This is a genomic window from Helicobacter sp. 11S02596-1, from assembly GCF_002272825.1.
Taxonomy (GTDB): Bacteria; Campylobacterota; Campylobacteria; order Campylobacterales; family Helicobacteraceae; genus Helicobacter_J.
Window position 1 is genome coordinate 14,306 of sequence record NZ_MLAM01000006.1, and the last position, 22,667, is coordinate 36,972.

General features: G+C 43.1%; 20 protein-coding genes. 5 read left to right on the forward strand and 15 right to left on the reverse strand.

Annotation, left to right across the window (positions count from 1 at the left end; all coding sequences use genetic code 11):
- Nucleotides 1-562: 562 nt before the first annotated feature.
- Nucleotides 563-691, forward strand: a complete 129-nt coding sequence (locus tag BJI48_RS09665; protein ID WP_257874394.1) for a hypothetical protein — start codon at nucleotides 563-565, stop codon at nucleotides 689-691.
- Between the two features lie 775 nt (nucleotides 692-1,466).
- Here the strand turns inward: BJI48_RS09665 and BJI48_RS04660 are convergent.
- The 6 genes from BJI48_RS04660 to BJI48_RS04680 form a co-directional block, all read right to left on the reverse strand.
- On the reverse strand, nucleotides 1,467-2,225 hold the full coding sequence (locus tag BJI48_RS04660; protein ID WP_095332428.1) for a hypothetical protein: 759 nt from the start codon (nucleotides 2,223-2,225) through the stop codon (nucleotides 1,467-1,469).
- Nucleotides 2,219-3,604: a bifunctional phosphopantothenoylcysteine decarboxylase/phosphopantothenate--cysteine ligase CoaBC gene (gene coaBC, locus BJI48_RS04665; protein ID WP_095332430.1), complete on the reverse strand. Its 1,386-nt coding sequence runs from the start codon at nucleotides 3,602-3,604 to the stop codon at nucleotides 2,219-2,221. Before coaBC ends, BJI48_RS04660 begins: the two co-directional genes overlap by 7 nt.
- 22 nt (nucleotides 3,605-3,626) lie before the next feature.
- Nucleotides 3,627-4,634: a UDP-N-acetylglucosamine 4,6-dehydratase (inverting) gene (pseB, locus tag BJI48_RS04670; protein ID WP_095332432.1), complete on the reverse strand. Its 1,008-nt coding sequence runs from the start codon at nucleotides 4,632-4,634 to the stop codon at nucleotides 3,627-3,629.
- Between the two features lie 9 nt (nucleotides 4,635-4,643).
- The gene (locus BJI48_RS04675; protein WP_095332434.1) at nucleotides 4,644-6,230 is read right to left on the reverse strand and encodes an outer membrane protein transport protein; all 1,587 of its coding nucleotides are present in this window, start codon (nucleotides 6,228-6,230) and stop codon (nucleotides 4,644-4,646) included.
- Between the two features lie 94 nt (nucleotides 6,231-6,324).
- Complete coding sequence (locus BJI48_RS09430) at nucleotides 6,325-6,462, reverse strand: hypothetical protein (protein ID WP_180763050.1); 138 nt, start codon at nucleotides 6,460-6,462, stop codon at nucleotides 6,325-6,327.
- A 447-nt stretch (nucleotides 6,463-6,909) separates the two neighbouring features.
- Nucleotides 6,910-7,689: a DUF815 domain-containing protein gene (locus tag BJI48_RS04680; protein ID WP_095332436.1), complete on the reverse strand. Its 780-nt coding sequence runs from the start codon at nucleotides 7,687-7,689 to the stop codon at nucleotides 6,910-6,912.
- A gap of 509 nt (nucleotides 7,690-8,198) precedes the next feature.
- Here BJI48_RS04680 and pstC point away from each other — a divergent pair.
- From pstC to pstB, 3 genes are read left to right on the forward strand one after another with little or no spacing between them, the layout of a single operon-like run.
- Nucleotides 8,199-9,056 carry a phosphate ABC transporter permease subunit PstC gene (gene pstC / locus BJI48_RS04685; protein ID WP_095332438.1) on the forward strand — a complete coding sequence of 286 codons (858 nt, stop codon included), beginning with the start codon at nucleotides 8,199-8,201 and terminating at the stop codon, nucleotides 9,054-9,056.
- Nucleotides 9,053-9,904: a phosphate ABC transporter permease PstA gene (gene pstA / locus BJI48_RS04690; RefSeq protein WP_095332440.1), complete on the forward strand. Its 852-nt coding sequence runs from the start codon at nucleotides 9,053-9,055 to the stop codon at nucleotides 9,902-9,904. The genes pstC and pstA overlap by 4 nt, the downstream gene beginning before the upstream one ends.
- A complete protein-coding gene (gene pstB / locus BJI48_RS04695) occupies nucleotides 9,901-10,665 on the forward strand; it encodes a phosphate ABC transporter ATP-binding protein PstB (RefSeq protein WP_095332442.1) in 765 nt (254 codons plus the stop codon). Before pstA ends, pstB begins: the two co-directional genes overlap by 4 nt.
- Here pstB and BJI48_RS04700 read toward each other — a convergent pair whose 3' ends face one another.
- Both BJI48_RS04700 and BJI48_RS04705 read right to left on the reverse strand, forming a co-directional pair.
- Nucleotides 10,666-12,060 (reverse strand): HAMP domain-containing sensor histidine kinase, encoded by a 1,395-nt coding sequence (locus BJI48_RS04700; RefSeq protein ID WP_180763051.1) that lies wholly within the window; start codon nucleotides 12,058-12,060, stop codon nucleotides 10,666-10,668.
- Nucleotides 12,053-12,721 carry a response regulator transcription factor gene (locus BJI48_RS04705; RefSeq protein ID WP_095332446.1) on the reverse strand — a complete coding sequence of 223 codons (669 nt, stop codon included), beginning with the start codon at nucleotides 12,719-12,721 and terminating at the stop codon, nucleotides 12,053-12,055. The genes BJI48_RS04700 and BJI48_RS04705 overlap by 8 nt, the downstream gene beginning before the upstream one ends.
- 151 nt (nucleotides 12,722-12,872) lie before the next feature.
- Here BJI48_RS04705 and pstS point away from each other — a divergent pair, with 151 nt between their 5' ends.
- Nucleotides 12,873-13,871, forward strand: coding sequence for a phosphate ABC transporter substrate-binding protein PstS (pstS, locus tag BJI48_RS04710; RefSeq protein ID WP_095332448.1), 999 nt, complete (start codon nucleotides 12,873-12,875; stop codon nucleotides 13,869-13,871).
- 184 nt (nucleotides 13,872-14,055) lie between these two features.
- Here pstS and BJI48_RS09335 read toward each other — a convergent pair whose 3' ends face one another.
- The 7 genes from BJI48_RS09335 to BJI48_RS04745 all read right to left on the reverse strand — a co-directional run bounded on the left by BJI48_RS09335 (nucleotide 14,056) and on the right by BJI48_RS04745 (nucleotide 22,648).
- Complete coding sequence (locus tag BJI48_RS09335; protein WP_143428773.1) at nucleotides 14,056-14,259, reverse strand: hypothetical protein; 204 nt, start codon at nucleotides 14,257-14,259, stop codon at nucleotides 14,056-14,058.
- A 590-nt stretch (nucleotides 14,260-14,849) separates the two neighbouring features.
- On the reverse strand, nucleotides 14,850-17,876 hold the full coding sequence (gene mfd / locus BJI48_RS04720) for a transcription-repair coupling factor (RefSeq protein WP_095332452.1): 3,027 nt from the start codon (nucleotides 17,874-17,876) through the stop codon (nucleotides 14,850-14,852).
- Nucleotides 17,863-18,279, reverse strand: coding sequence for a polymer-forming cytoskeletal protein (locus tag BJI48_RS04725; RefSeq protein ID WP_095332454.1), 417 nt, complete (start codon nucleotides 18,277-18,279; stop codon nucleotides 17,863-17,865). The genes mfd and BJI48_RS04725 overlap by 14 nt, the downstream gene beginning before the upstream one ends.
- Nucleotides 18,192-19,139 (reverse strand): M23 family metallopeptidase, encoded by a 948-nt coding sequence (locus BJI48_RS04730; RefSeq protein ID WP_095332456.1) that lies wholly within the window; start codon nucleotides 19,137-19,139, stop codon nucleotides 18,192-18,194. The genes BJI48_RS04725 and BJI48_RS04730 overlap by 88 nt, the downstream gene beginning before the upstream one ends.
- Nucleotides 19,136-20,080 carry a M23 family metallopeptidase gene (locus tag BJI48_RS04735; RefSeq protein ID WP_095332458.1) on the reverse strand — a complete coding sequence of 315 codons (945 nt, stop codon included), beginning with the start codon at nucleotides 20,078-20,080 and terminating at the stop codon, nucleotides 19,136-19,138. Before BJI48_RS04735 ends, BJI48_RS04730 begins: the two co-directional genes overlap by 4 nt.
- A complete protein-coding gene (locus tag BJI48_RS04740; RefSeq protein ID WP_257874395.1) occupies nucleotides 20,050-21,246 on the reverse strand; it encodes a Mur ligase family protein in 1,197 nt (398 codons plus the stop codon). The genes BJI48_RS04735 and BJI48_RS04740 overlap by 31 nt, the downstream gene beginning before the upstream one ends.
- The gene (locus tag BJI48_RS04745; RefSeq protein WP_095332460.1) at nucleotides 21,230-22,648 is read right to left on the reverse strand and encodes a GGDEF domain-containing protein; all 1,419 of its coding nucleotides are present in this window, start codon (nucleotides 22,646-22,648) and stop codon (nucleotides 21,230-21,232) included. The genes BJI48_RS04740 and BJI48_RS04745 overlap by 17 nt, the downstream gene beginning before the upstream one ends.
- Between the last annotated feature and the right edge of the window lie 19 nt (nucleotides 22,649-22,667).

Genomic DNA, 22,667 nt, shown 5'->3' on the forward strand with positions numbered 1-22,667 from the left:
TGCCAAGAGGGCGACAACCTCTTGGCAAATTTATGACCTCGAAATGAGGTGGTAGAAATGCTAATTACAAAGATAATCAGAGTTATCTTAAAGGTGATTATAGCATTAATTTTATTAATTTCTGTAGCCCTTTAAGATAAAACGCTTAGAGTGTAGGGAAATCCCTTTAGCAAGCCACTCTAAGCCCCTTGATTATCTCCCTCTAGCTTGCTTTTGTTGATTGTTTTGTTAATCTGATTATTTTCTCTATTATTTTTCTCTGTTGCCCCAAAAACTAAAATCCCCAATTTAGCGAAAAATCTCTTCAAAATTATGGTAGGCTTCAAAAAAATCCTTAGATACTTAAAGGAGATAATATGCTACCTTTTTTTAATATTTTTACACAAAAGAAACTACTCAAGCCCCCAGCACGGATTCACTCTTGAATGCAATGAGTGTGTAGATGGCTTCAGAACTTGAGTAATGGGCAACCGCCCTCAAAAACTACAATCTTGCTGACCATATCCATTCCAAACGGCTCAATAGCTTGTGTCCTGAGATTGATTTTAAAAAGATTGGGCTAATGCAAAAAGACATCCCCTTTATCAATACAGGAGAAGAAAGCGAGCTCATCAAAGCGTCTAAGAAAATCCTCAATAGCATTTCCGATGTTATTGTCGGCAATATGGGGACCTTAGGCTCTTCATTGTAAGGCAAAGCATTAGCAATTGTCGTGTGCGACCAGTTCAGACAAAACGAACAAAATCTCAAAAACCAAAAATATGAAGAAAAGAAACATAACTTTTTGAGAACACACGCCGATGTGTATATGCTCCGATTAAGAGCACAGACCCCCATATTTAGCAACGTTGCAAGATTTCACACCTTGCGTAGTGGTCTTCAGATTCAGTTTTTAAACTGAATCAAGTAAAAAATAATGTTTTTAGGCTTTCGCCTATTAGGAGGAGGGCGGGTTCTACTTAGCAAGTTGCCCTCCCTCCTCCTAAAACCACCTCCCAACCCACTGCCCGCTCCCCTAGTAGGCAAAATGAAAAAGCGTAGATTGCTTCTTTAAAAAACAATTCAAGATTATAAACCTATGAAAATAGGTTGATAGGCAAACGTAGTGCGACCATAACTTGGGTGGGTGGGTGAAATAACTTTAAGGAATGGAAAGAGGCTTTCCCTCTTGGAATGGTCTTCAGGTTTGCTTCCAAACAAACCGAGCAGCCATAATGAAAACTTTAGAAACTTATCTCGAACGCACAAGCCAAAGGCTTGGGTGTGAGATGGTTACTTTAGGAGGAGGAGCGTTAAGGTTAAGCCAACTGCTTGGCTTAACTAGCTCCGCACGATGATTCGTTGTGCGACTATAAGGAGCACAGCAGTCCGACCAAAAGTAATATTTTACACCTTGCGTAGCGGTCTTCAGATTTAGTTTTTCAGAGAAAAAACTGAATCGAGTAACCATAATAAAAACCCAAATCCTAGCCCCGAATATCCAAAAGACTTTCTTCAAACACAAACAAAGGCTCAAGCGCCTCCACTACATACACCGACACGCCCCCAAAACCTTTTAGCAAATCCAGCCGTGATTCCAAAACCTTTTTGACACCCTCATAAGCCACATAAATTTCTGCATTTATCCCATCTTCGCCCCGATACACCCTCCCACGCAACGCCCCTAGATGGGGATAAATAGCATAAAATTCCAAGCTCTGCTTTTTGCTTTTACCCCGCCTTGTCTGCAAAAACGAATCCCCCGAAGAATCGCCAATCACCAAAGAAAGCACATTTTTTTGCAACGAAAGCAACAAATTCCCAACAACAAGAAACTCATAACGGGTGGCAGCATTCACAAATTTATCGAGCAAAAAATCCTTATAAGCTACCAAAAAATCTTTGGAATCTTTCTCCCCAAGCAACTTTTCCAAATCGCCAAAAGCAAATTTTAGCGGGCTATTTTGTAGCGTCTCGACCATCTGGGGCTGGGGAGTGAGACGAGAAAGCACGATCGCACCCACCGAGCTTCTTGACATTTGCGCCCAATACTTCTGCCCCACGATGAGTTCTTTTTGGCTTTTTGTCTCTATCGTGGTATTGCCGAGCTTGAGCCAATATTCCCCCGCACCTTTTTTACCCAAAACCTTCAGCAACAACGGCAACGTCGCATTAAACTCCTTTGTCCCTTTTGCCTGCGAGCCCAGCGCATTCAGCCGTGCAAGCGCCTTGATTTCTTCTAGCATAGATTGCGGATAAATGTAGCGATCTCAAAACCAATGCTTAGCTTATCTTTATACCCCGTGCGGTGCGTTAGCATACCCCCTTTTTTATCTTTTGCAAGTAGCACCATCGCATTATTTGGCGAACCAAAAGGATTATGCGCCCCGATGAGATTCAGACACACCGCCTCACAGCCCTTGCCCCCATCTACAGGACTTTGGAGCATTTTTTTGGCTGATTCTATCGCATTAGCCTCGTCCGTTTCTGCCTTGAAACCAATCTTAAAAAGATTGGGTGCACAAATGCTTTTGAGGACATCAACATTTTGCCGACATCGCAGTTCCCACATCGCCCCAATAGCGTCTTTTTTGAGCTTGCCATCAAACTGCCTTTCTGGCACATAATCACTAATCGCAGCTGCCATCAGCAAATACACCCGCTCTTTGCTAGCTAGCTCCTCACAAGTCCGCTCTATCGCCACAAGATACGAAGCGCTATCCCTCACCTCAACGCATTGCACGCACAGAGGCAGTTTGATAGGGAAAGCCGAAGCAATCAAACGCACATTCGCCCCCAGCAGTGCAAAAGCAAGTGCCAAAAAGCTCGCCTGTAGCCCGCTGGAGTGATTGGAAATATAGCGCACCGCATCGATACGCTCCACACTCCCCCCACCGGTAATGACGACATCTTTGCCCTGCCAAAAAGGCTCAGAGTGCAGTTGGCTCCATAGCCCAAAGACAATCTCTTCAATGCTAGCCATCGCCCCATTACCCACACTATCACACGCCAGCAAGCTCACACGTGGTGGGATGATTACAAAACCATCATCTGCTAAAAGCCTCAAATTCCGCTGGGTCGCTTGCGCCTCAAACATCGCTGTATTCATCGCAGGAGCGAGGATTTTGGGGGCTTTACAAGCCAAAAGCGTGCAAAGCACCAGCCCATCAGCCACGCCAGTAGCAATCTTAGCAAGCGTATTGGCACTCGCAGGGGCGAGGATGGCAATATCAGCCCACCTCGCATAGGCGATATGCTGGCAGGCAACGCTATCGTGGCAAACCCCGCCCTTGCGACTATTACCCTCACGACCATCAATACGCCCAGCACCCCCATCGCACGCTACCCTATCAGCAACACTATCGCCCCCATCCCGACCCGCCGGTTGCACCCAGTCTTCCGAACCTGCGTGCAACACCCGTGTATGCAAAATCGCCTCAAAGCTTAGTGGTGTAACAAATTTCTTTGCCTCTTCGCTCATCACCACACGCACATTCCCGCCTTGCTTTTTTAGCCAGCTTGCCAGCTCCAGTGCCTTATAAACAGCGATCGAGCCAGTTACCAAAAGCAAGACATTTTTGCCCCGCAAAATATCCCCATACCCCATCACGTCGAAATCTTGCATTTTTGCCCGCTTCCTATTCGATTTAAATCAAAATATTTTCACTCATCGCCAAAATTTCTTGCTTATCCAGCCATCTATCATTGCCATTACTACTATACTCAAATCCCGCTGGCACGCTCTTGCCCGCTTCACCCTTGAGCGTGCGGGTATAGTCAATAGGCGTTTGAAAGCTAATCGCAGGCGTGAGGACAAAAAAATTCTCAAATTCCAATGCCAAATGCGAATCATCTTTGGGAATCATCACCTCGTGGAGCTTTTCACCCGGGCGAATGCCGATGATTTTTATCGGGATATGCGGGGCGAGTGCTTTGGCAAGATCAATAATCTTCATACTTGCGATCTTAGGGACAAAGATCTCCCCGCCTTGCATTCGCTCCAAGCTATCAAGCACAAATTTCACGCCCTCTTCTAGCGTGATCCAAAAGCGTGTCATCTTCTCATCAGTGATTGGTATCTCGCTCGCCCCCTCTTTTACCAAACGTTTAAAAAATGGTATCACACTCCCCCGACTCCCCACAACATTACCATAACGCACCACGCTAAATTTCGATTTCCCCTGCCCTTTGATGTTATTGGCACTCACAAATAGCTTGTCAGAACACAGCTTCGTCGCCCCATAGAGATTCACAGGATTTGCCGCCTTATCGGTGCTAAGGGCGATGATATGCGAGACTTTATTTGCCAATGCCGCATCAATGACATTGCCTGCGCCTGCGATATTGGTTTTGATACATTCCATCGGATTATATTCAGCGATAGGCACGTGCTTAAGTGCCGCAGCGTGGATACAGATATCCACCCCATTCATCGCACTTTCTAGACGCGTGCTATCACGCACATCACCGATAAAATACCGCATTCTTTTATCATCAAAAACCTTTGCCATCTCGTATTGCTTGAGTTCATCACGGCTATAGATGATGACTTTTTTGGGTTGGTGGGCTTTGAGGATAGTAGCGACAAATTTTTTGCCAAAGCTCCCCGTGCCACCGGTGATAAGGATCGTTTTATCATCGATAAGATGTGCCATACTTTCCCCTTACCAGCGATAGCCCAAGCTTATCGTAGCGATCTTTAGCTGGCCAAGCCCGTCCGATTGATACATACTACGCCTGTTGTCTTTGAATGTTACTGAATACCCCGCACCCAAATCAAACCCCCTAAAATTAAATTTCGCACCCACGCCCACCATATAGCCATCCGAATCGGGTATGCCGATTTTATCTTGCGGGCTAGGCGCTTCATCATAAGCCAAAGACCCCATTAATCGCAAGCTTTTGCCCATATAGGTTACACCCAAGCGATAGGTATTGGTATCTTTCCAGCCCGCCCCCATATTCATCACACCCGCAAAATCCGCCAGCCCGACCATATTTTTGAGCGTATTGCTATTAAAAACATTCGGATTTGCCACCATCCCAGAAAGCCCCGTGTAAGTAGCATTTTCAAAATCCGGGGTTACTAAAAACTTGCTCCCCCGACTCCAAAATGTCCGCTCATACACGCCCTCAACCCGCAAATGGTTTTTAAAAAAACTCTGGGCGTAGGCAATCGTGAGGATTTCAGGCATCGTAACGGCAATATCAAGATCGCCGGTGGTAAGCACATTCCCAATCGCCCCGCCGATATACGTTGTCGCTGAAAGATTACCTTTCATATTGAATTTCACAGGCGAATTATACACGACAGAAAACATCCCATCATCAAACACCCGCAAACTCGCTGCCAGGCGGTATCCAGTGGATAAGGCTTTGCCATCAGATTTTTGATAGACTTTGGCGGTGCCGTATAGGTTGGTGGTTTCAGATTCTAAAGAACCCATTAGGCTTTTGATGTTGCCGCCAAATGCTTTTATTGCTTCTAAAACAGCATTTATTAATGCGTTATCTTTGGGTATCAAAGCTTCAATTTGTTCATCGGTCAATCCCAGCACCTGATCTTTGCTCAGTGAAATCCCATTGCCATCTTTGTCCAGCGGGACATACACGACATTGTTAAAACTCCCCATCGCATAAAGAATGCGGGGGGCAAAGCCAATCGAGAAGCGATCGCCAATCGTATAGCTCACACTGGGCGCAAACTCAATCATCATAATAAAAACATCTTGGAGAAACTCCCCGCCTTTGCCTGCCCAATTCATCGCCAAGCCAGAGGGTGCAACAAAGCTCGCCCCAAAGGTAAAGCCATTATACGTGCGGGATTTATAAAAAAACTTCGGCAAGATAAAATTCGTATCCCCTGTCGAACCGCCCACAACCTGCTCATCAGGAGAGGAATGATAAAGGTCAATTGGCTTATTCATCATTCCTTGTGCTAGCTTGCCAATGACACTATTATCAAACTTCAACGTCGTCCTCGAATACAACCCCTGATTGGTCGTCGGCACATCAAATTGAAATCCCGGTATTGTAATGAGCGAAGTGGCAATCTCAAATTCGCTTTTATTTTCACCCCAATCATTTTTAAAACCCATATTCGCCGGGTTATAATAGCTCGCATCCGCCCCGCGTGCACCCGCGACATATGCCGAACTCAAGGCGGTGCCATTGAGGCTTTGTTCTTGGATCTTAAACCCATTCCCAAAGCCAAAGGAAGACAACAGCAAAAGCCCTAAAAGTTTTTTCATTTTTTCCCAGTAATATTTTATTTATAAATGATTTTCACTTTGGATTTATCCTTTGCATTTTATCGCTTTTTTGTTACAAACAAAAAGGTTTTCATTATTTTGCACTCGATTCAGTTTTTGCAAACTGAATCTGAAGACCACTGCGGGCGAGTGAATCGCCCTGCGTTCCTAAAGTAACCATCTCATATTCAAGCAAGCTTGAATATTGGAGATAGGTTTTTAAGGTTTCCATTATTTTTTACTCGATTCGGGTAAAGCCCGAATCTGAAGACCATTCCAGCAGGCAGAGCCTGCTTCCATTCCTAAAGGATAGGGTTATGGTCAAGCTAACGCTTGCCCCATCAACCCAGTTTTATAGGTTTCTAAGGTTTGGAAATCTTATCCGCTAACAAACCCAAGCGCACAACGCCCTGTCATCTGAACCACATTTTCTACTCGATTCAGTTTTGCAAACTGAATCTGAAGACGACTGCGGGCAGTGAATTAAGGTGTGGGCGTCTTGCGGTGCTCCTTGTAGTCGCACATCGCAATCGCCGTGCGAAGCTAGTTAAGCCAAGCAGTTGGCTTAACCTTAACGCTCCTCCTGTTCCTAAAGTAGTGGCATAGCAACATTTATCGCTACAAGTCTTGAAATGTATTTTTGGCAGGAAAAAGGGTGAGAGAAACGCACCAAAAAAGCTTAAACAATCCCATTTTGATAAAGCTTATAAAACTCCCGTGCGCTTCGCCCGCTTCGATTCCCCTTGAGACCAGCATAATTGAGCGCTTGGAGTTTGATAGCCAAAAACTCCTCTTCACTGCCACACAAACGCCTAACAATCTCAAGATATTCCGCCGCTCCCAACGCATACACGCCCATAGAAAGCCCAAAACGATCACTCAATGAAATCAGCTCATCAAAGACATCATTTTGATGGATTTCAGAAACTTCTTCAGACTCAGCAACCAGATGCCGGCGATTAGAAGTCGCATAGACTAGCACATTGTCGGGCTTTTTTTCTAACGAACCCTCCAAGACACTTTTGAGCGCCTTATAACTCCTATCCCCTGCCTCAAACGACAAATCATCACAATAAATCACAAATTTAAACGCCCGCCCCCGCAAATCATCAATCAAAACCGGCAATATGCCAATATCTTTTTTCTCCACCTCAATCACACGCAAAGGCGAATCAACCCCATAGAGGTATTTGGCAAACACGCCTTTTACCATCGAGCTTTTGCCACAGCCCCTAGCACCCCATATAAGCACATTGGAAGCGATTTTGCCCGCACAAAATGCCTGCGTGTTTTTATCAAGCTTGATGATTTCAGCCTCTAGTCCGAGCAATGTTTGCAAATCCACCCTATCAAATTCCTTGATTTCGTGAAAATACCCGCTCCCATTATAACCACCATTAGGCAAGTAGTTGCGGAATATACACGCTTTGGTCTTTGTCCAATCGCATTCAAAATCCATTTTTTTCCTTTCGGGCTTCTAAAAAATTTTGATATATTATTTTACTCGGTTTTCATTATTTTTTACTCGATTCAGTTTAAAAACTGAATCTGAAGATCACTCACGGGAGTAAAACCCCCGAACGTTGCTAAAGTATGGGCGTATGCTATACTCCTATCGGAGCATAAACGCATCGCCGTGCGAAGCTAAAAAAGATAAGCAGTTATCTTTTTTTACGCTTCTCCTCTCATACCCAAAGCGTTGCTTTGGGTATTCGAGACTTGCTTGAATATGAGATGATTACTTTAGGAGCGAAACTGACCCGCCCGCCCATAGGTTTTGCTTGTTGGAGCGGTCTTCAGGTTTGTTTTTACAAAAACAACCCGAGTAAAAATAGACCAAGACATAGATCTTGTCATCAATTTGTAATCAAAAATTTTTAGAATTCTCCCGTATTTCCCAAAAATCGATTTTCCAAATACACAAATTTGGATCGTAGCTCAAAACAACCGCACAAAAAGGATGTCAAAATGCCTGTCTGGCTCAAGGAAAAATTGTTTTTTTATGCAACCAAAATCTCGGTTTTGATTTCCTTGGCGATGTTGCTTGGTATTTTTGTTGTTTTGTTGATCCAAGCAATGCCCGCTATCAAAACATTTGGATTTTCGTTTTTTACTTCGACACAATGGTCGCCCAACAAAGAAATCTTCAGTGCAGGCAGTGCGATATATGGGAGCTTGCTAGGCACGCTTTTGGCAATGCTCCTTGCCCTGCCACTCGCTTTGGGGATAGCGATTTTTCTCAATGAAGTCTGTGCTAAAACCCTAAAAACATTCATCGCTTCAAGTATCGATTTGCTCGCAGCCATCCCTTCGATCGTCTATGGGATGTGGGGGCTATTTTATCTCGTCCCTATCGTCGCAAAGATATTTGGGGGTAGCGGGCTTGGGATTTTATCAGCGGGGATAATTTTGAGCGTGATGATTTTGCCGTTTATGAGTGCTATTTTTACCGATTGTATGCAAAATACGCCTGATATGCTCAAAGAAAGTGCCTATGCTTTGGGTGCAACCAAAACAGAAGTCATCAAAGATGTGGTCTTGCCCTATGCCAAAATCGGCGTTACCGGCGGGATTATCCTCGCACTCGGGAGAGCCTTGGGCGAAACGATGGCAGTTACTTTTGTCATCGGCAATACGCACAAAATCACCTCACTCATCGCCCCAGCGACCAATATCCCCGCGACACTGGCCAATGAATTTGCCGAAGCCGATAGCGAGCTTTATACTTCGAGTTTGTTTTATTTGGCATTGATTTTATTTTGTATGAGTCTTTTGATTATCGGGAGTGCAAAATTTTATTTCTTAAACAGGATGAAAAGAAAATGAAAAATTCCCGTGTTACCAAACGCAAAACCTACAACAAAATCGTTCTTATCGCGTCATCGTTATTTGCAGGATTTGCCCTTGTTATTTTGTTTTTGATTCTTGGGATTTTGTTTTATAAAGGATGGAGTGCCTTGGGGCTCAATCTCTTTACAAAAGATACGGCTTCGCCCTGGGAGGCAGTAGAAAATAGCGGGCTTAGAAATGCCATAGTAGGGCAGCTCATCTTGAGTATAGGGGCGGTATTGCTTGGTGTACCATTGGGTATTTTAGCAGGGACTTACCTCAGAGAATACGCCAAAAACAAGACAACCATCGCCGTTATTTCACATATCAATGATGTAATGCTCTCTGTGCCATCTATTGTGATCGCTACCTTTGTGTATGCTATCATCGTCGTGCCAATGGGGCATTTCAGCGGGTATGCTGGTGTTATTGCCCTTGCTATCTTGCTCCTCCCTATCGTGCTAAAAACCACCGATGATATGCTGGCTTTAGTCCCCAATTCCCTCCGAGAAGCCTCGATGGCATTGGGCGCTCCCAGATACAAAACCATCATCAATGTCGTGTATCGTGGGGCAAAAACAGGGATTCTCACAGGCATATTGCTTGCCTTTTCTCGCATCGCTGGGGAAGCTGCACCGCTACTTTTCACATCGCTCAATAGCGCATTTTTCACACTCAATCTCAATAACGCTTTCCCAAGCCTGACTATCACGATGTTTCAATACGCTTCTTCGCCCTATGAACAATGGCAAAAGCTCGGTTTCGGCGCGGCATTTATCCTCGCAATATTCATCCTTTCGATCAATATCATCGCCAAAATCATACTCAACAAAGGAAAAAAATGAGCAAAAATGCCCTGGAAGTCAAAAATCTAAGCTTTTTTTATCCCAACACGCAAGCCCCTAGTATCCATTCTATCAATCTTGAAGTCCAAAAAAACAAAGTCCTTGCCCTCATCGGACCAAGTGGGTGTGGCAAAAGCACGCTTTTGCGGTGTTTTAATCGTATCCATTGCCTCTATCAAGGCTGTATTTACAAAGGTGAAATTTATTTTGAAAACAAAAATATTCTCAAGAAAAAAACCGATCTCATTGCTTTGCGTTCTCAAATCGGGATGATTTTTCAAAAGCCCACGCCTTTCCCGATGTCGATTTTTGAAAATGTGGCTTATGGTTTGAGGCTTCAAGGGATAAAAAGCAAAACCGAACTATTTGTTAAAGTCGAAAAAGCACTCAAAAATGCCAGTCTATGGGGTGAGGTCAAAGACAGGCTAGAAAATAGTGCGGACTCGCTTTCAGGCGGGCAACAGCAACGTTTGTGTATCGCACGGGCGATTGCGATTGAACCTGAGATTTTGCTTTTTGATGAACCTACTAGTGCGCTTGATCCCATCTCCACACAAGCCATCGAAGAACTCATCAAAGAACTCAAAAAAAAGATGAGTATTATCATTGTTACCCACAATATGCAACAAGCCCTAAGGGTCAGCGATTACACGGCATTTATGTATCTAGGCAAGCTCATAGAAGTCGGCAAGACCGAGCAGATATTCCACCATCCCAAAGAAAAACTCACCCACGAATACATCAACGGCAAATTTGGATAATTAAAATTCAAAACCAAAGCGTGAGCCTTTTTGGGGTGTGCTTTTTATCAAAAGCTCGCTATGGTGGAGCTTGAGGATATATTTGACGATAAAAAGCCCCAATCCCAACGAACTTTCTTTGTGTTTTTGCTCCAATCGATAGAATTTTTTTGTTACCAAACCGATTTGTTTTTCTTCGATACCGCAACCATCATCGATGACAATAAACGCATTTTTCTTTAGCACGATTTCAACCCGACTTTTGGAATATTTCAACGCATTTTCGACTAGATTTTCGATCACATTTTGCAGTAGCATTTTATCGGCTTGGATGGGGGCATTTTTGAGCTTTGTGATGATTTTTTTGTCGCTATAGCGTGCTTTGAGAGCCAAAACCACCTCAGTAACCAAAGGCTTGAGATCAAAGGATGTTTTTTGGAGCTCTAACAAATCGTTTTCAAGCCTCACAGCGAGATTGAGGCGACAAAGTAGCTGATTGAGGCGCAAGGATTGCGAATGGATCTTATTGAGAAATCGCCTGCGTTGCTCCTCACTCATCTCATTTTGTCCCATCTCATTTTGCCCCTCGGCGTTCAAAATCGCCTCACAATACCCTGAAATCACTGCCAAAGGGTTTTTAAACTCGTGAGAAAGTGTAGCGATAATCGATGTGCTTTGGAGATATTTTAACCGCAGTTTTTTGGAGTGTTTTTTGGAGCTTTTGTCTTGTTTTTGCAACATTGAAGCGAGCTTGTTTATGAGTCTTGAAATCTCTGCAAATTCTTTAAACAAAAGCTGTGATTTACTCATATTTTCAAAATCTTTTTTTTCAAAATCCCGTTTTGCAAAGTCTCGTTTTGATAATCTGCTTAAAAGATAAACGATTTTATCCAACTCATTTTGTGTGCCCTTTTTTAGCAAAAAAATCAATCCCACGCTCACAGCCAAAAACACGCCAAATACCGCCATAAATTCGATCCAAAATGCCCCATAATCCCTAGAAGTCTCTGGCAAAAACACCCCAATACCATAAGGGCGATCATCAATAATATCATTGCCAAAAAGCACCAAATACGCCTGTTTATCAACAACGAGCTTTTTGTAAGCAGGTTCTTTGGAAAAATCGAGCTTTAGCGTGGCAAATTTTTCATCGCTAAAATAAGTTTTTTGATTTTGTTTATCAAAAATCACTACGCCCATATGGGTGCGGCGCTGGAGATCTTTCAAAAACATCGAATCAAAACTGCCCTCTAAAATCGAAATATCGACAACTTCAAAAGCCACGCTGAGCTTTTCATAAGCGATTTCTTTTTCTTGGCGGGCTTCTTTGATATAAAAAAACCCTCCCAAAAACAAGCCCATCCCAAAGAGCACACCCAAAACACCCAAAGAAAAAAACTGGTGGATTTTAAGCAAACAAATACCCCTCGCCCCGAATGGTTTTGATGTATTTTTCTTCATCGCTCTTATCAAGCTTTTTACGCAAGCGTTTGATGGCGACATTGATACTTTTGAGTTCGCCATCGCTGTGCCAAATTTCTTCCAAAAGATATTCACGGGAGAGGCATCGCCCCGTATTTTTGAGAAATATCGCAAGTATTTTTGTCTCTAAAGGCGTGAGCGCGATGGTGGTATCATCGATACTGGCACTATGGTTTTGAAAATCAAGCGAAAGATTTTTGTATTTGTATATGCTAGCTTCCAAATGCCCCTTGTGTCGCCTGATGATGGCTTTTAGACGCATAAGAAGCTCATCAAAATCAAATGGCTTGGTGATATAATCATCCCCGCCACTCTCAAAGCCTGCGATCTTATCTTCCCTAGCATCTCGTGCCGTGAGATAAATCACAGGGGTTTGATAGCCCTCTTTGCGAATCTTTTTGACAAAATCCGCCCCTTCTTCGCCTCGGAGATTTCTATCTACAAGCAACAAGGCGACATCTTCTTCCAAAAGTATCTTTTTGGCACTTGAGGTCTTTACGCAACCAATCACATCAAAGCCCTCACAGCCCAAACGATATTCCAAAAGTTCCAGCAAGTCTTCTTCATCTTCAAGCACCACGATAAGATCTTTCATACAACTTTCCTTTATCCAAAAGTCAATTTGTGCCAATATAGCGAAGTTTGTTTGTGAAATCCATTAAAATTTTGTCATCATTTTGTCATCAAATTGCCCTATAGTCATAACGTTTCAAAAACATCACACTATCAAAACAAAGGAATTAGTTATGAAAAAATTCACTATCCTAGCATTGCTTTTGTCATTCCTCACTACCAGTGGGGCTAGCGAGGTTATCAATGGAGCGGGGGCGTCTTTTCCCGCACACGCCTATATGGTATGGGTCAAGTCCTATCAAAAAGCCACACAAAACAAAATCAATTACCAATCCATCGGTTCAGGTGGGGGTATCAAGCAAATCAAAGCTGGTACGATTGATTTTGGGGCAAGCGATGAGCCGTTAGATTCGCTTGAGCTTGCCAAACACAAGCTCGTGCAATTCCCCACGCTAAGCGGGGCTATTGTGCTAGTCCATCATCTTGATGGTATCGGGGATAATGAACTAAAACTCAGCAACGAAGCGATTGCAGGCATTTTTTTGGGGGATATTAAAAGATGGGATGATCCCAAAATAACCAAAGACAACCCAAATCTCAAGCTCCCCCACGCACCTATTGAGGTTGTCCGCCGTAGCGATGGGAGCGGGACGACTTACAATTTCACGCTGTTTTTGTCAAAAGTCTCAAAAGTATGGGCAGATACCATCGGCTATGGCAAGGCAATCTCGTGGCAAACAGGTTTGGGCGCAAAGGGCAATGAGGGCGTAACGCATTTAGTCAAGCAAACCAAAAACGCCATCGGCTATGTCGAACTCTCCTACAAAGAGCAAGGGGGTCTCCAAGCGATTTTGATTCAAAATCCTGAAAACAACTGGGTCAAAGCCGAACCTAGCAGTATCCAAAATGCGGCAATGTTTGCAGATTGGGATAAAAGCAAGGATTTTAATACCCAGCTTATCAATCAAAAAGGAAAAGACACCTACCCGCTTGTCAGCCCGACATTTATTCTCGTGCCAAAAACAGGCAAGAATACGCCTGCTGTGATAGATTTTTTTGATTATGCGTTCAAAAACGGCGACAAAGAAGCGTTGCAGATGGGACTAACGCCATTGCCAGAGGCTACAAAAAAGATGGTGCGGGATTATTGGAAAGAGCATAATCTCCGATAAATACTTATATTTTACTCGATTCGCGTTGTGAATCTGAAGACCACTCAAACGGGCAAAGCCCGTTTTCGCTCCTAAAGTAACCATCTCATATTTAAGCTTGCCTTGAATATTGGAGATAGATTTTAGAGGTATCCATTCGCTGGGGCGAACCTGAAGACCCGTTCATATGTTTTACTCGGTTGGCTTAGCCAACCTGAAGACCACTTCGGGCAGTGAAACTGCTTTTGTCGTATGCTATGCTCCTTAAGGTCGCATAAACGCATCGCCGTGCGAAGCTACCAAAGACAAGCAGTTGTCTTTGGCTTAACGCTCCTCCTGCTCCTAAAGTAACCATCTCACACCCAAGCCTTTGGCTTGTGCGTTCGAGATAGGTTTTATAGGTTTCCACTTATTGTGTTTCACTCGATTCACGCCGTGAATCGAGTTCGAAAGAATGAGGCTTCGCCTTTTAAGGGACAAGCGGCTAGCCGTATCCTATGCCCTTACGGGCATAAACGTATCGGCGTGCGAGGCTACCAGAGCCAAGCAGTTGGCTTTTTTAAAGGTTTGGGCGTCCGGTATGCTCCTTAAAAGTCGCATATTACCATCGCCGTGCGAGCCTAAAAAAGATAAGCAGTTATCTTTTTTAACGGCTCTCCTCCTTACGAAGTCCGCCCATTTGGGTGGGCGGGTCTAATATCCTATCGGGCGGGCGGGTGAAATCCCCCTGACCCGCTCCCTTAGTGGGCGAGATGAAAAAGCGTAGCGGGCTGGGTTTACGAGCGGATAAGGTTTCCATTATCCTTGCTCGATTCACTGATGCGAATTTGAAAACCGCTTCAGCGGGCAAAGCCTGCCTTCGTTCCTAAAGTTGATTGTCTGCTATGCACCTATCGGAGCATAGCAGTTGGCTAGCCCCCTAGTCCCCTTTCTAGCGAGTATGAGAAAAAATTATTAGCGATATTGCTATGGAAAAACCAAAAAGGTTTTCATTTTGTTTTACACAGCTTTGGTTTGTTTTTTTCTCAAGTATTCTAAAATCGTGTTTAAAATATCGTCATCATCTTTGCTTGGGGATTGTAGGGATTGTTTTGCACCCAATTCATCGACAATGGAAATATTTTGGGCGTAATTTGAGATAGTTTTGATACCACTTTGGTTCGCAAGGATTTTGATGATAATGATTTGGAGAAATTGCAAACTCAAATTATCAAGCTTGCCAAACCTATCTTCAATCTCGGCTTGGATTTCATAAACGCTAGAGACATCTTTGCATAATGACAGGCGTCGGTAGAGCTCCAGGCGCAAGCGATCGCTTGGGATCAAATCAGGATTGAGATACCCACTCACGCCAAGCTTGAGTTCGACACAGCTATTTATCTCGCTTTCTTTGCCACTAAGCTCCCTGATGGCGTTTTCTAACATCTTCAGATACAACCCATAGCCGATATTTTTGATATGACCGCTTTGGTCTTGCCCCAAGAGATTTCCCCCGCCTCGTATCTCAAGATCGTGATAAGCAATCGTAGCCCCACTCCCTAAATACGAGTTTTTTTCCAACGCCAAAAGGCGCTTGCTCGCTTGATCGGTGATGGATTTTTTGTCATTGATGAGAAAATAGCAAAAGCCCTCTTTGCTCCCACGCCCCACACGCCCTCGCAATTGGTGTAAATCTGCTAAGCCAAACTTATCTGCCCCATCGACGATGATCGTGTTGGCATTGGGGAGATGGATACCCGATTCGATGATGGAGGTGCATAGAAGCATTTGGAATTTCCCGCAAGAAAAATCCATAACAATTTCCTCGCTTGCTTTTGAATCGATTTGGGAGTGTAAAATAGCTATTTTGAGATTTGGCACGAGTTCTTCTATGGCGTCTTTAGCTTTGGTGATCGTAGCGATGTTGTTGTGGATATAAAATATCTGCCCGCCCCGTCGAAGCTCCCGATGGATAATCTCTTTAAGCAACGCCGGGGTTTTTTCTTTGAGGAAGGTCTTGCCACCTAGTCGCTCAATTGGTGGGGTCAAAAGCGTGCTCATCCCTTTGATATCAGAGAGTGCCATATTGAGCGTGCGTGGGATAGGGGTAGCAGACATACTCAAAAAGTGCATATCCTTACTAAGCTCTTTGATAGCTTCTTTTTGCTTGACGCCAAATTTATGCTCCTCATCGACAACCATCAAGGCGAGGTTGTTAAAATGCACGCCCAAAAGCGAATGCGTGCCGACTACGACATCAATACTGCCCTCTGCTAAGCCTTTGAGGATTTGGGCTTTTTGGGTGGGCTTGATGAAGCGATCAAGCTTGGCAACATTGATCCCAAAGGGTTCAAACCTGCTTTTAAGCGTATGGAAATGCTGGTTACACAGCAGTGTCGTAGGCACGATGAGGGCGGATTGGAAGCCATTTTTATAAACAGCAAACATCGCATTGAGTGCCACTTCGGTTTTGCCAAAACCCACATCCCCGCTCAAAAGCCTATCCATTGCCTTGCCACTGGAAATATCGGCAAAAATATCATCGATGGCTTTTTGTTGATCAGGCGTGAGAGAAAAGCCACAGGAGTTTTTGAATACCTCGATTTCAGGGATTTGTGTGTTGATTTTTTTGCCCTCAATCAGATTGCGTTTGGCAGCAAGGCTGATGATCCCATCAGCGATTTCAAATAGCTTGACCCGGACTTTTTCTTTTAGCTTGGCAAAACTTCCCTTGCCTAAGCGATCGATAACCGGGATATTTCCAGAAGCAGCGATGTAGCGTTCGATAAGATGGAGATTTTCCACAGGCAATAACAGCTTGTCTTCGCCTTGGTAATCGATACGGATAAAATCACGCACATTCCCAAGCACATTGGCTTGGATAATACCCCTAAAAACGCCTACGCCATAGTCATTATGCACGATGTATTCCCCGATATTTAGCTCATCAATACCGAGGCGTGATTTCTTGAGTTTGTGGGGTTTGGGGTAGGTATTGAGCGAGATGATAAGCTCTTTTGGTGTGGCGATATTGATGACACATTCAGAAATAACGCAAATAAAGGCATTTGTATCAAGCTGGAGAGATTTGAGGAGTGTGGGATTTTTGGTGAGGATGGTGATTTTTTTGTTGGCATTAAGCGCAATGATAGAAGCGAGATTTTTTATATCCACGCTGATGTCGATACTCCCATCATCTGGCGGATTGAGGGTTTTTAGGGCTTGAAAATCTTGGAATTTCAAAGCAGAGGTGTCTGCATAAGCATCGATTTCTTTGGCTTCATCAAGGGCATTGGGCGTGATAGTGGCATCATAGGTTTTGATGAAATCTATGCTTTCATCTTGGAGATACCAAAACCCCAGTGAAGCGATATCCTTGCTGAATGAATCAAATTCGCTTTGGGCAATCTGCTCGCACAAAAAAGCGTGCTTTTGGGGATCGAGGCTAAATGTCGCTGGGGGAATAGAAAGGCTATCTTGCTCATCTTTTGCACTGATTTGTGTGGCGGGGTCAAAAACGCGGATACTTTCACATTCTGTGTCAAAAAAACTGATCCGATAGGGCTTAGAAAATGGGATAAAAATATCCATAATATCGCCCCTAAAACTCACCTCACCTTCCATCTCGACAATATCAACTTGTTCGTATCCATAATAAAATAGCGTTTCTTTGAGGGTAGCTAGATTGATGGGAGTGTTTTTTTTGAGTTCAAAGGTTTTGAGAAGCTCGGGGCTTGGAAGCTTGTAGAGCAATGTCGCAATCGGGGCGATCAGGAGTGGCTTGGGCGCTGCATAAAAATCACGCAATTTTGAGACAAGCTCCATCCATTCGCTCGAAAATGACCGCATATCATCGCCCATTTTTGCCCGAAGCTCTGGTAAGGCAATCGGCGTGTAAGGGTTTTGCGTGCTTGTATCAAGATGGCTAGTGCTGCAAAAAAATTTGGCAACTTCATAGGCTTCAAGGGCCTCTTTGAGATCTTTGGTGATCAAAAGGGTGGTTTTGAAGCCTTTTGAAAATGCCTGATAAAGGCTAGATTGTATCATTGTTTGGTTTGTTGAGTGTTTTTTGAATTTTTTCCATTGGGCTTTGTTTGGTTTTGCTTTCTCCCATAAAGATACCTTTTCGCTCGATGACAAGCTCGGAACTGATGATTTTGCCATCAATGCGCCCTAGCGGGAGGATTTCGATAACTTCAGATTCGGTAATGCCACTAAATTTGCCACTCACGATGAGTTTTTGGGCATAGATTTCCCCGCTCACAAGACCGGTTTTGCCAATCATCACGGTGTTTTTTGAATGGATATTACCCTCAAATTCCCCATCAATATGCAAATGGCAATCAATATGGATCTCGCCTTTTAGTTTTGTGCCTTGAGCGATAATGGTTGCGGGTCCCATTTTTCCTGCCCCATTAGGTTGTTTATTGTCGTTAGTAAAGATTGCCATGCGATTTTCCTTTCTTTTTCAAATATAGAATCAAAGTTTTTCATATCCCATTTTACAAAATTTATCGGGTCAATGGGTTGATTTAAAAAGCGAACTTCATAATGCAAATGCGGTCCGGTGCTCACCCCAGAATTGCCACTATAGCCGATTACCTGACCTTTTTTTACAAATTCGCCGTTTTTGACAACGATATTGTTGAGGTGAGCATAATAGGTTTTAAACCCAAACGAATGGGCGATTTTTATAAGCTTGCCATAGCCACCATTCCAGCCATTTGCAGCAAAATCCACCACACCATCAGCTGTGGAATACACCGGGGTGTTGATCTGGGTGCTAAAATCAAGCCCGGTATGCTTGTGTAAGATATGCAAAATCGGATGCATCCGATTGCCAAATTCTGCAGATATGCGGTGATAATAATCTAGCGGGCGACCATTAGGGATAAATTTCATTACAAAAGCCTTTTGCGCCCCCGTGATACTCGCGACATCAATGCGGGTAAGGAGATTGTCATTTTTTTCTAGTTCGTTGTCTTTTTTGCTAACACCAATCACGCCCTCAAGGTCGTTTATCCTATCCCCAGCAAGCGCGATTTCTTCTAAACGCTGGTTGATTTGCTCGTTGAGATAAGAATTTCTTTTAATCATTTGCTGGTATTGCTGACCGATTAGAACGCTTTTGTCGTTAATATCTTTGATTTCTGAATTAAATGCGCTGATAGAAATCCCCAAAAACAGCACGATTCCCAAAATAAATAGCAAAAAATACAGGCTAAGCTGGCGAAAAATCATACTGACATTGATATAGCGACTACCATTTTGATCGGTAACCATCACCACCAATCGTCTATCAAGAATCATTTTTTATCATCCACATACGGCAATTCGTTCATCTGGTAGCTAAGTTTGTAGTTTTGAAGCTGGATAATATCCCCGATAGCCCAAAACAAGCTTTTCCAGTCGATGGAAGTATCGTTGTTAAAAACTTCCTCAAAATTATTAGCATTCCAAGCGGTGTAAATGGCTGGGTCTAAAAGCTTGCCTAAAAACCGAACCTCATAATACAAAGTATCCCCGCCCGAATTGCCACTATGCCCGCTGTATCCGATGATCTGCCCTTTTTGGACAAAATCGCCTTTTTGCACCACAGGCTTTTGCAAATGCGCATAAATCGAGCTAAACCCAAAAGAATGCGTAACCTTAACGAGATTCCCATAACCGGTGTTGGTGTTGTTGCGAATCAGGTCAATAACGCCATCTGCAGTCGCATAAACCGGCGTGCCTGCAGGCGTGTGGAAATCATAGCCCGAGCCAACACCTTTGATGAGTTTGATCGGATGGGGTCTTTGAGAGCTGGAGTTTTTAGAAGCATAGGAGGCTAGCGGTTCTCCGTTGGGAATGAGGCTTAAAATGAGATTTTTTTGCGATTCTGAAAGATCACTAAGATCGATTTTTTCAAATGCGACGCTGTCTTTGTCGGTATTTTTCTTCAGATCGACAATATTTTCAAGATCCCCGATTTTTTGACTCACGATAGTAAGTTCTTCACTTTTTTGCTTGATTTGGTCTTTGAGGAGATCGTTTTTTTGATAGATGTATTTGTATTCTGAGAGGGCGATGTCTTTATTCAGGGCGATTTCATCGATTTTTTGCATCAAAAATTTCATCAACAAAATGCTTGCCAGGATAATAACGCCCAAGATGGCACAGCATAAAATGATAATTTTTTTTGTATTTTTTGGAAGTCGAAATTGCTTAGAACCCGATTCATCTACGATAGTAATGACAAGTTTGTCCTGCACGCTTTCTCCTCTAAAAATTGTTTGACGACGCTGAAAGACCCAAAGACAAGATATTCTTCTGTCTCTGAAATGCCATCTGAAGAAAATCTTTCAAAGCTTATCCCTAAAGATTTGATGATGTCTTTTAGTTTTTCTGCCTCCATCATCCTTTCGTTTTGGACGTCTATGATTAGGATTTTTTTGATGATGGGCAAAAGTATCTTGAGGATAGATTTTGCGTCTTTTTGCTTGTAGGTATTATACACCAGGATTACTTTTTTATCGCTAAAAACTTTTTGGAGTTCTGTTGCAGCTTGGGCATTATGCCCGACATCAATCGTAATATGGGGCGAGATTTTTTGACACCTGCCGATAAGATTTAGCTTGGGAAATGAAATAGGATTGATAGGATATCCAAGGTAGTCAAGCACAGCACAAGCGGATTGAAAATTTTGTGCCAGAAATTGCGGGAGTGCGTGTTTGCTGGCATAGGTGAGCGTTTTTTCAGAGAATGCGTCAGGGATTTTATATAACGTTGCGCCCAATTTTTTGGCGGTTTTTGTTGCGATGGCTTCGATGGTTTTTTTTGTAGGAGCAGGTTGCGGGGACAAAAATGCCGTAGATACCATACAAGCAAGCTTGGTTGTAGCGATTTCTTCGATGGTTTGCCCCAAGATTTCTTGATGATCTAGCCCAATGGGCGTAAAGACTGAAATCTCACGATCCAGACAACTCGTCGAATCATATTCCCCCCCAAGCCCGGCTTCAAGCACCAAAAAATCACAATCTTGTGAGAGGACGCTCGCCAAAAATGTGGCATATTCAAAATAACTACACGGCGCGATAAAATCAAATTGTTGCAAAAAAATATGGGCGGTTTCAAGCTCCTCATCGCTGATAATTTGCCCATTTTTGTAAAAACGCTCGTTAAAATCAAACAAATGCGGGGAGGTGAAATGTAGCACGCTTTTGCCTGCCTCCAAAAGCCCCAATGTGATAAATCTCCCCGTGCTTCCCTTGCCATTTGTCCCTACGATATGGATTTTTCTGGCATTGTCTTGGAGAAATGGACGGAGACGCTTAGTGATGGATTTTGCTCGATTGGGGTCAAATGGGGCGTATTCAGCCCCTTTGGAGTTTAGAAATTCTTTGAGGTTTTTCATCCCTGTGTTATTCCCATTCGACACGATTCCTGCCTAAATCTTTTGCTTTATAAAGGAATCTATCAGCAGAATCAATCATCTCCCCTTTGTTGCTATGTGAATACCTATCGGTCATCCCGATACTGGTGGTGATTTTGATTTGTTTGTCTTTGAAAACAAAATTACTTTCTTCAATGATTTTACAAATCCGTTTGGCAAATTCTTTGGCACGCTCTAGTCCCGTATTTGGCATCAAGATCAAAAATTCATCCCCGCCATATCTCCCTACAATATCGCTCCCACGACAATTTTGCTTGAGTATCTTGCTAAAGAGCGCTAGCAGTTTGTCCCCTGCAGCGTGCCCATAAATATCATTGATTTCTTTGAAATTATCGATGTCAAAAAACAAAATCGAATAATTGATGGCACTTGATTGGAATTGCCTTTCACAGATTTCAGCGATACTTTCGATGTGCTTGCGGTTATAAACCTCAGTGAGGCTATCCATTTTGGATTGCTCCTCAATGGTTTTGATATAAAGGGAAAGGGTGTTGATTTTGTCATAAAGATGTTTGATTTTTTCTTCTTTGTTTTTCAATATGGCATTGATTTCGACGATTTTTTGATACAAGACATCAACGACACTGATAAGGTTTTCTTTTTCTTCTTGAAAATCTTTTTTATCTTTTTGGATGCATTCTTTGATTTTTGCGATTTCTTTGAGATATGTATTATTGTTTTGAATCGCTACTTGGATTTCTAAAAGGACCTCGTTGGCATTTTGCCCGATTTCTTTGCCACTTTTTTTCAGCAACCTGCAGTCTTGGTCGCGACAATCTGAGACTTTTTCTAAGGTTTTTAGGATATTGTGATCAGTGATAGCTTGGGGATTTGTGCCCAAAGTATCTGTGAGGGTTTTTATCTCTGGACTGACCTCAAGAATGCAGGGCTGGATGAGCTTGATGATGACCAAAGAAATCTGTTTGAGGATTTTGAGATGTTCTTCGTTTTGGACAAATTCATTCCACGCATTGCTTAGTTGTGCTAAATCTTTGGGGTTTTGAAAGTTTTTTTGGGCAAATAGCCTTTCATTTTCTTCTTTGAGGCGCTCGCTAGAAATTTCTTCTAGTAGCTTGATGAGCGTGCTAATCAATACATTGGCTTGTTCTGCGGACTCTGGGTTGTTTGAGGGATTGGCAGAAATATTGACAAGCATAATGAGACGACGGATAAATTCATCTTGGGTGTGGGTATCATATTCAAGCAGGGCTTTGATATTGGGGCTTAGTAAATGCGCATATTCCTCAAACCAATTCCCATTATTGATGGAAAATGCCGTTTTTTGGAGTTCTTTGGCAAAAAGATCGATGTATTCGACTTGAGAGAGATTAGGGAATCTATCAAGTTTTTCAAAGATTTTTTCAATTTGGGATTTAAAGTCTGCCATCTATTTTCCTATCAATTTT

What these genes read in the sequence shown, in the direction of transcription:
- BJI48_RS09665 (WP_257874394.1), top strand. Translation starts at nt 563, where the DNA reads ATGCAAAAAGACATCCCCTTTATCAATACAGGAGAAGAAAGCGAGCTC.
- BJI48_RS04660 (WP_095332428.1), bottom strand. Translation starts at nt 2,225, where the DNA reads ATGCTAGAAGAAATCAAGGCGCTTGCACGGCTGAATGCGCTGGGCTCG.
- coaBC (WP_095332430.1), bottom strand. Translation starts at nt 3,604, where the DNA reads ATGCAAGATTTCGACGTGATGGGGTATGGGGATATTTTGCGGGGCAAA.
- pseB (WP_095332432.1), bottom strand. Translation starts at nt 4,634, where the DNA reads ATGGCACATCTTATCGATGATAAAACGATCCTTATCACCGGTGGCACG.
- BJI48_RS04675 (WP_095332434.1), bottom strand. Translation starts at nt 6,230, where the DNA reads ATGAAAAAACTTTTAGGGCTTTTGCTGTTGTCTTCCTTTGGCTTTGGG.
- BJI48_RS09430 (WP_180763050.1), bottom strand. Translation starts at nt 6,462, where the DNA reads ATGGAAACCTTAAAAACCTATCTCCAATATTCAAGCTTGCTTGAATAT.
- BJI48_RS04680 (WP_095332436.1), bottom strand. Translation starts at nt 7,689, where the DNA reads ATGGATTTTGAATGCGATTGGACAAAGACCAAAGCGTGTATATTCCGC.
- pstC (WP_095332438.1), top strand. Translation starts at nt 8,199, where the DNA reads ATGCCTGTCTGGCTCAAGGAAAAATTGTTTTTTTATGCAACCAAAATC.
- pstA (WP_095332440.1), top strand. Translation starts at nt 9,053, where the DNA reads ATGAAAAATTCCCGTGTTACCAAACGCAAAACCTACAACAAAATCGTT.
- pstB (WP_095332442.1), top strand. Translation starts at nt 9,901, where the DNA reads ATGAGCAAAAATGCCCTGGAAGTCAAAAATCTAAGCTTTTTTTATCCC.
- BJI48_RS04705 (WP_095332446.1), bottom strand. Translation starts at nt 12,721, where the DNA reads ATGAAAGATCTTATCGTGGTGCTTGAAGATGAAGAAGACTTGCTGGAA.
- pstS (WP_095332448.1), top strand. Translation starts at nt 12,873, where the DNA reads ATGAAAAAATTCACTATCCTAGCATTGCTTTTGTCATTCCTCACTACC.
- mfd (WP_095332452.1), bottom strand. Translation starts at nt 17,876, where the DNA reads ATGATACAATCTAGCCTTTATCAGGCATTTTCAAAAGGCTTCAAAACC.
- BJI48_RS04725 (WP_095332454.1), bottom strand. Translation starts at nt 18,279, where the DNA reads ATGGCAATCTTTACTAACGACAATAAACAACCTAATGGGGCAGGAAAA.
- BJI48_RS04730 (WP_095332456.1), bottom strand. Translation starts at nt 19,139, where the DNA reads ATGATTCTTGATAGACGATTGGTGGTGATGGTTACCGATCAAAATGGT.
- BJI48_RS04745 (WP_095332460.1), bottom strand. Translation starts at nt 22,648, where the DNA reads ATGGCAGACTTTAAATCCCAAATTGAAAAAATCTTTGAAAAACTTGAT.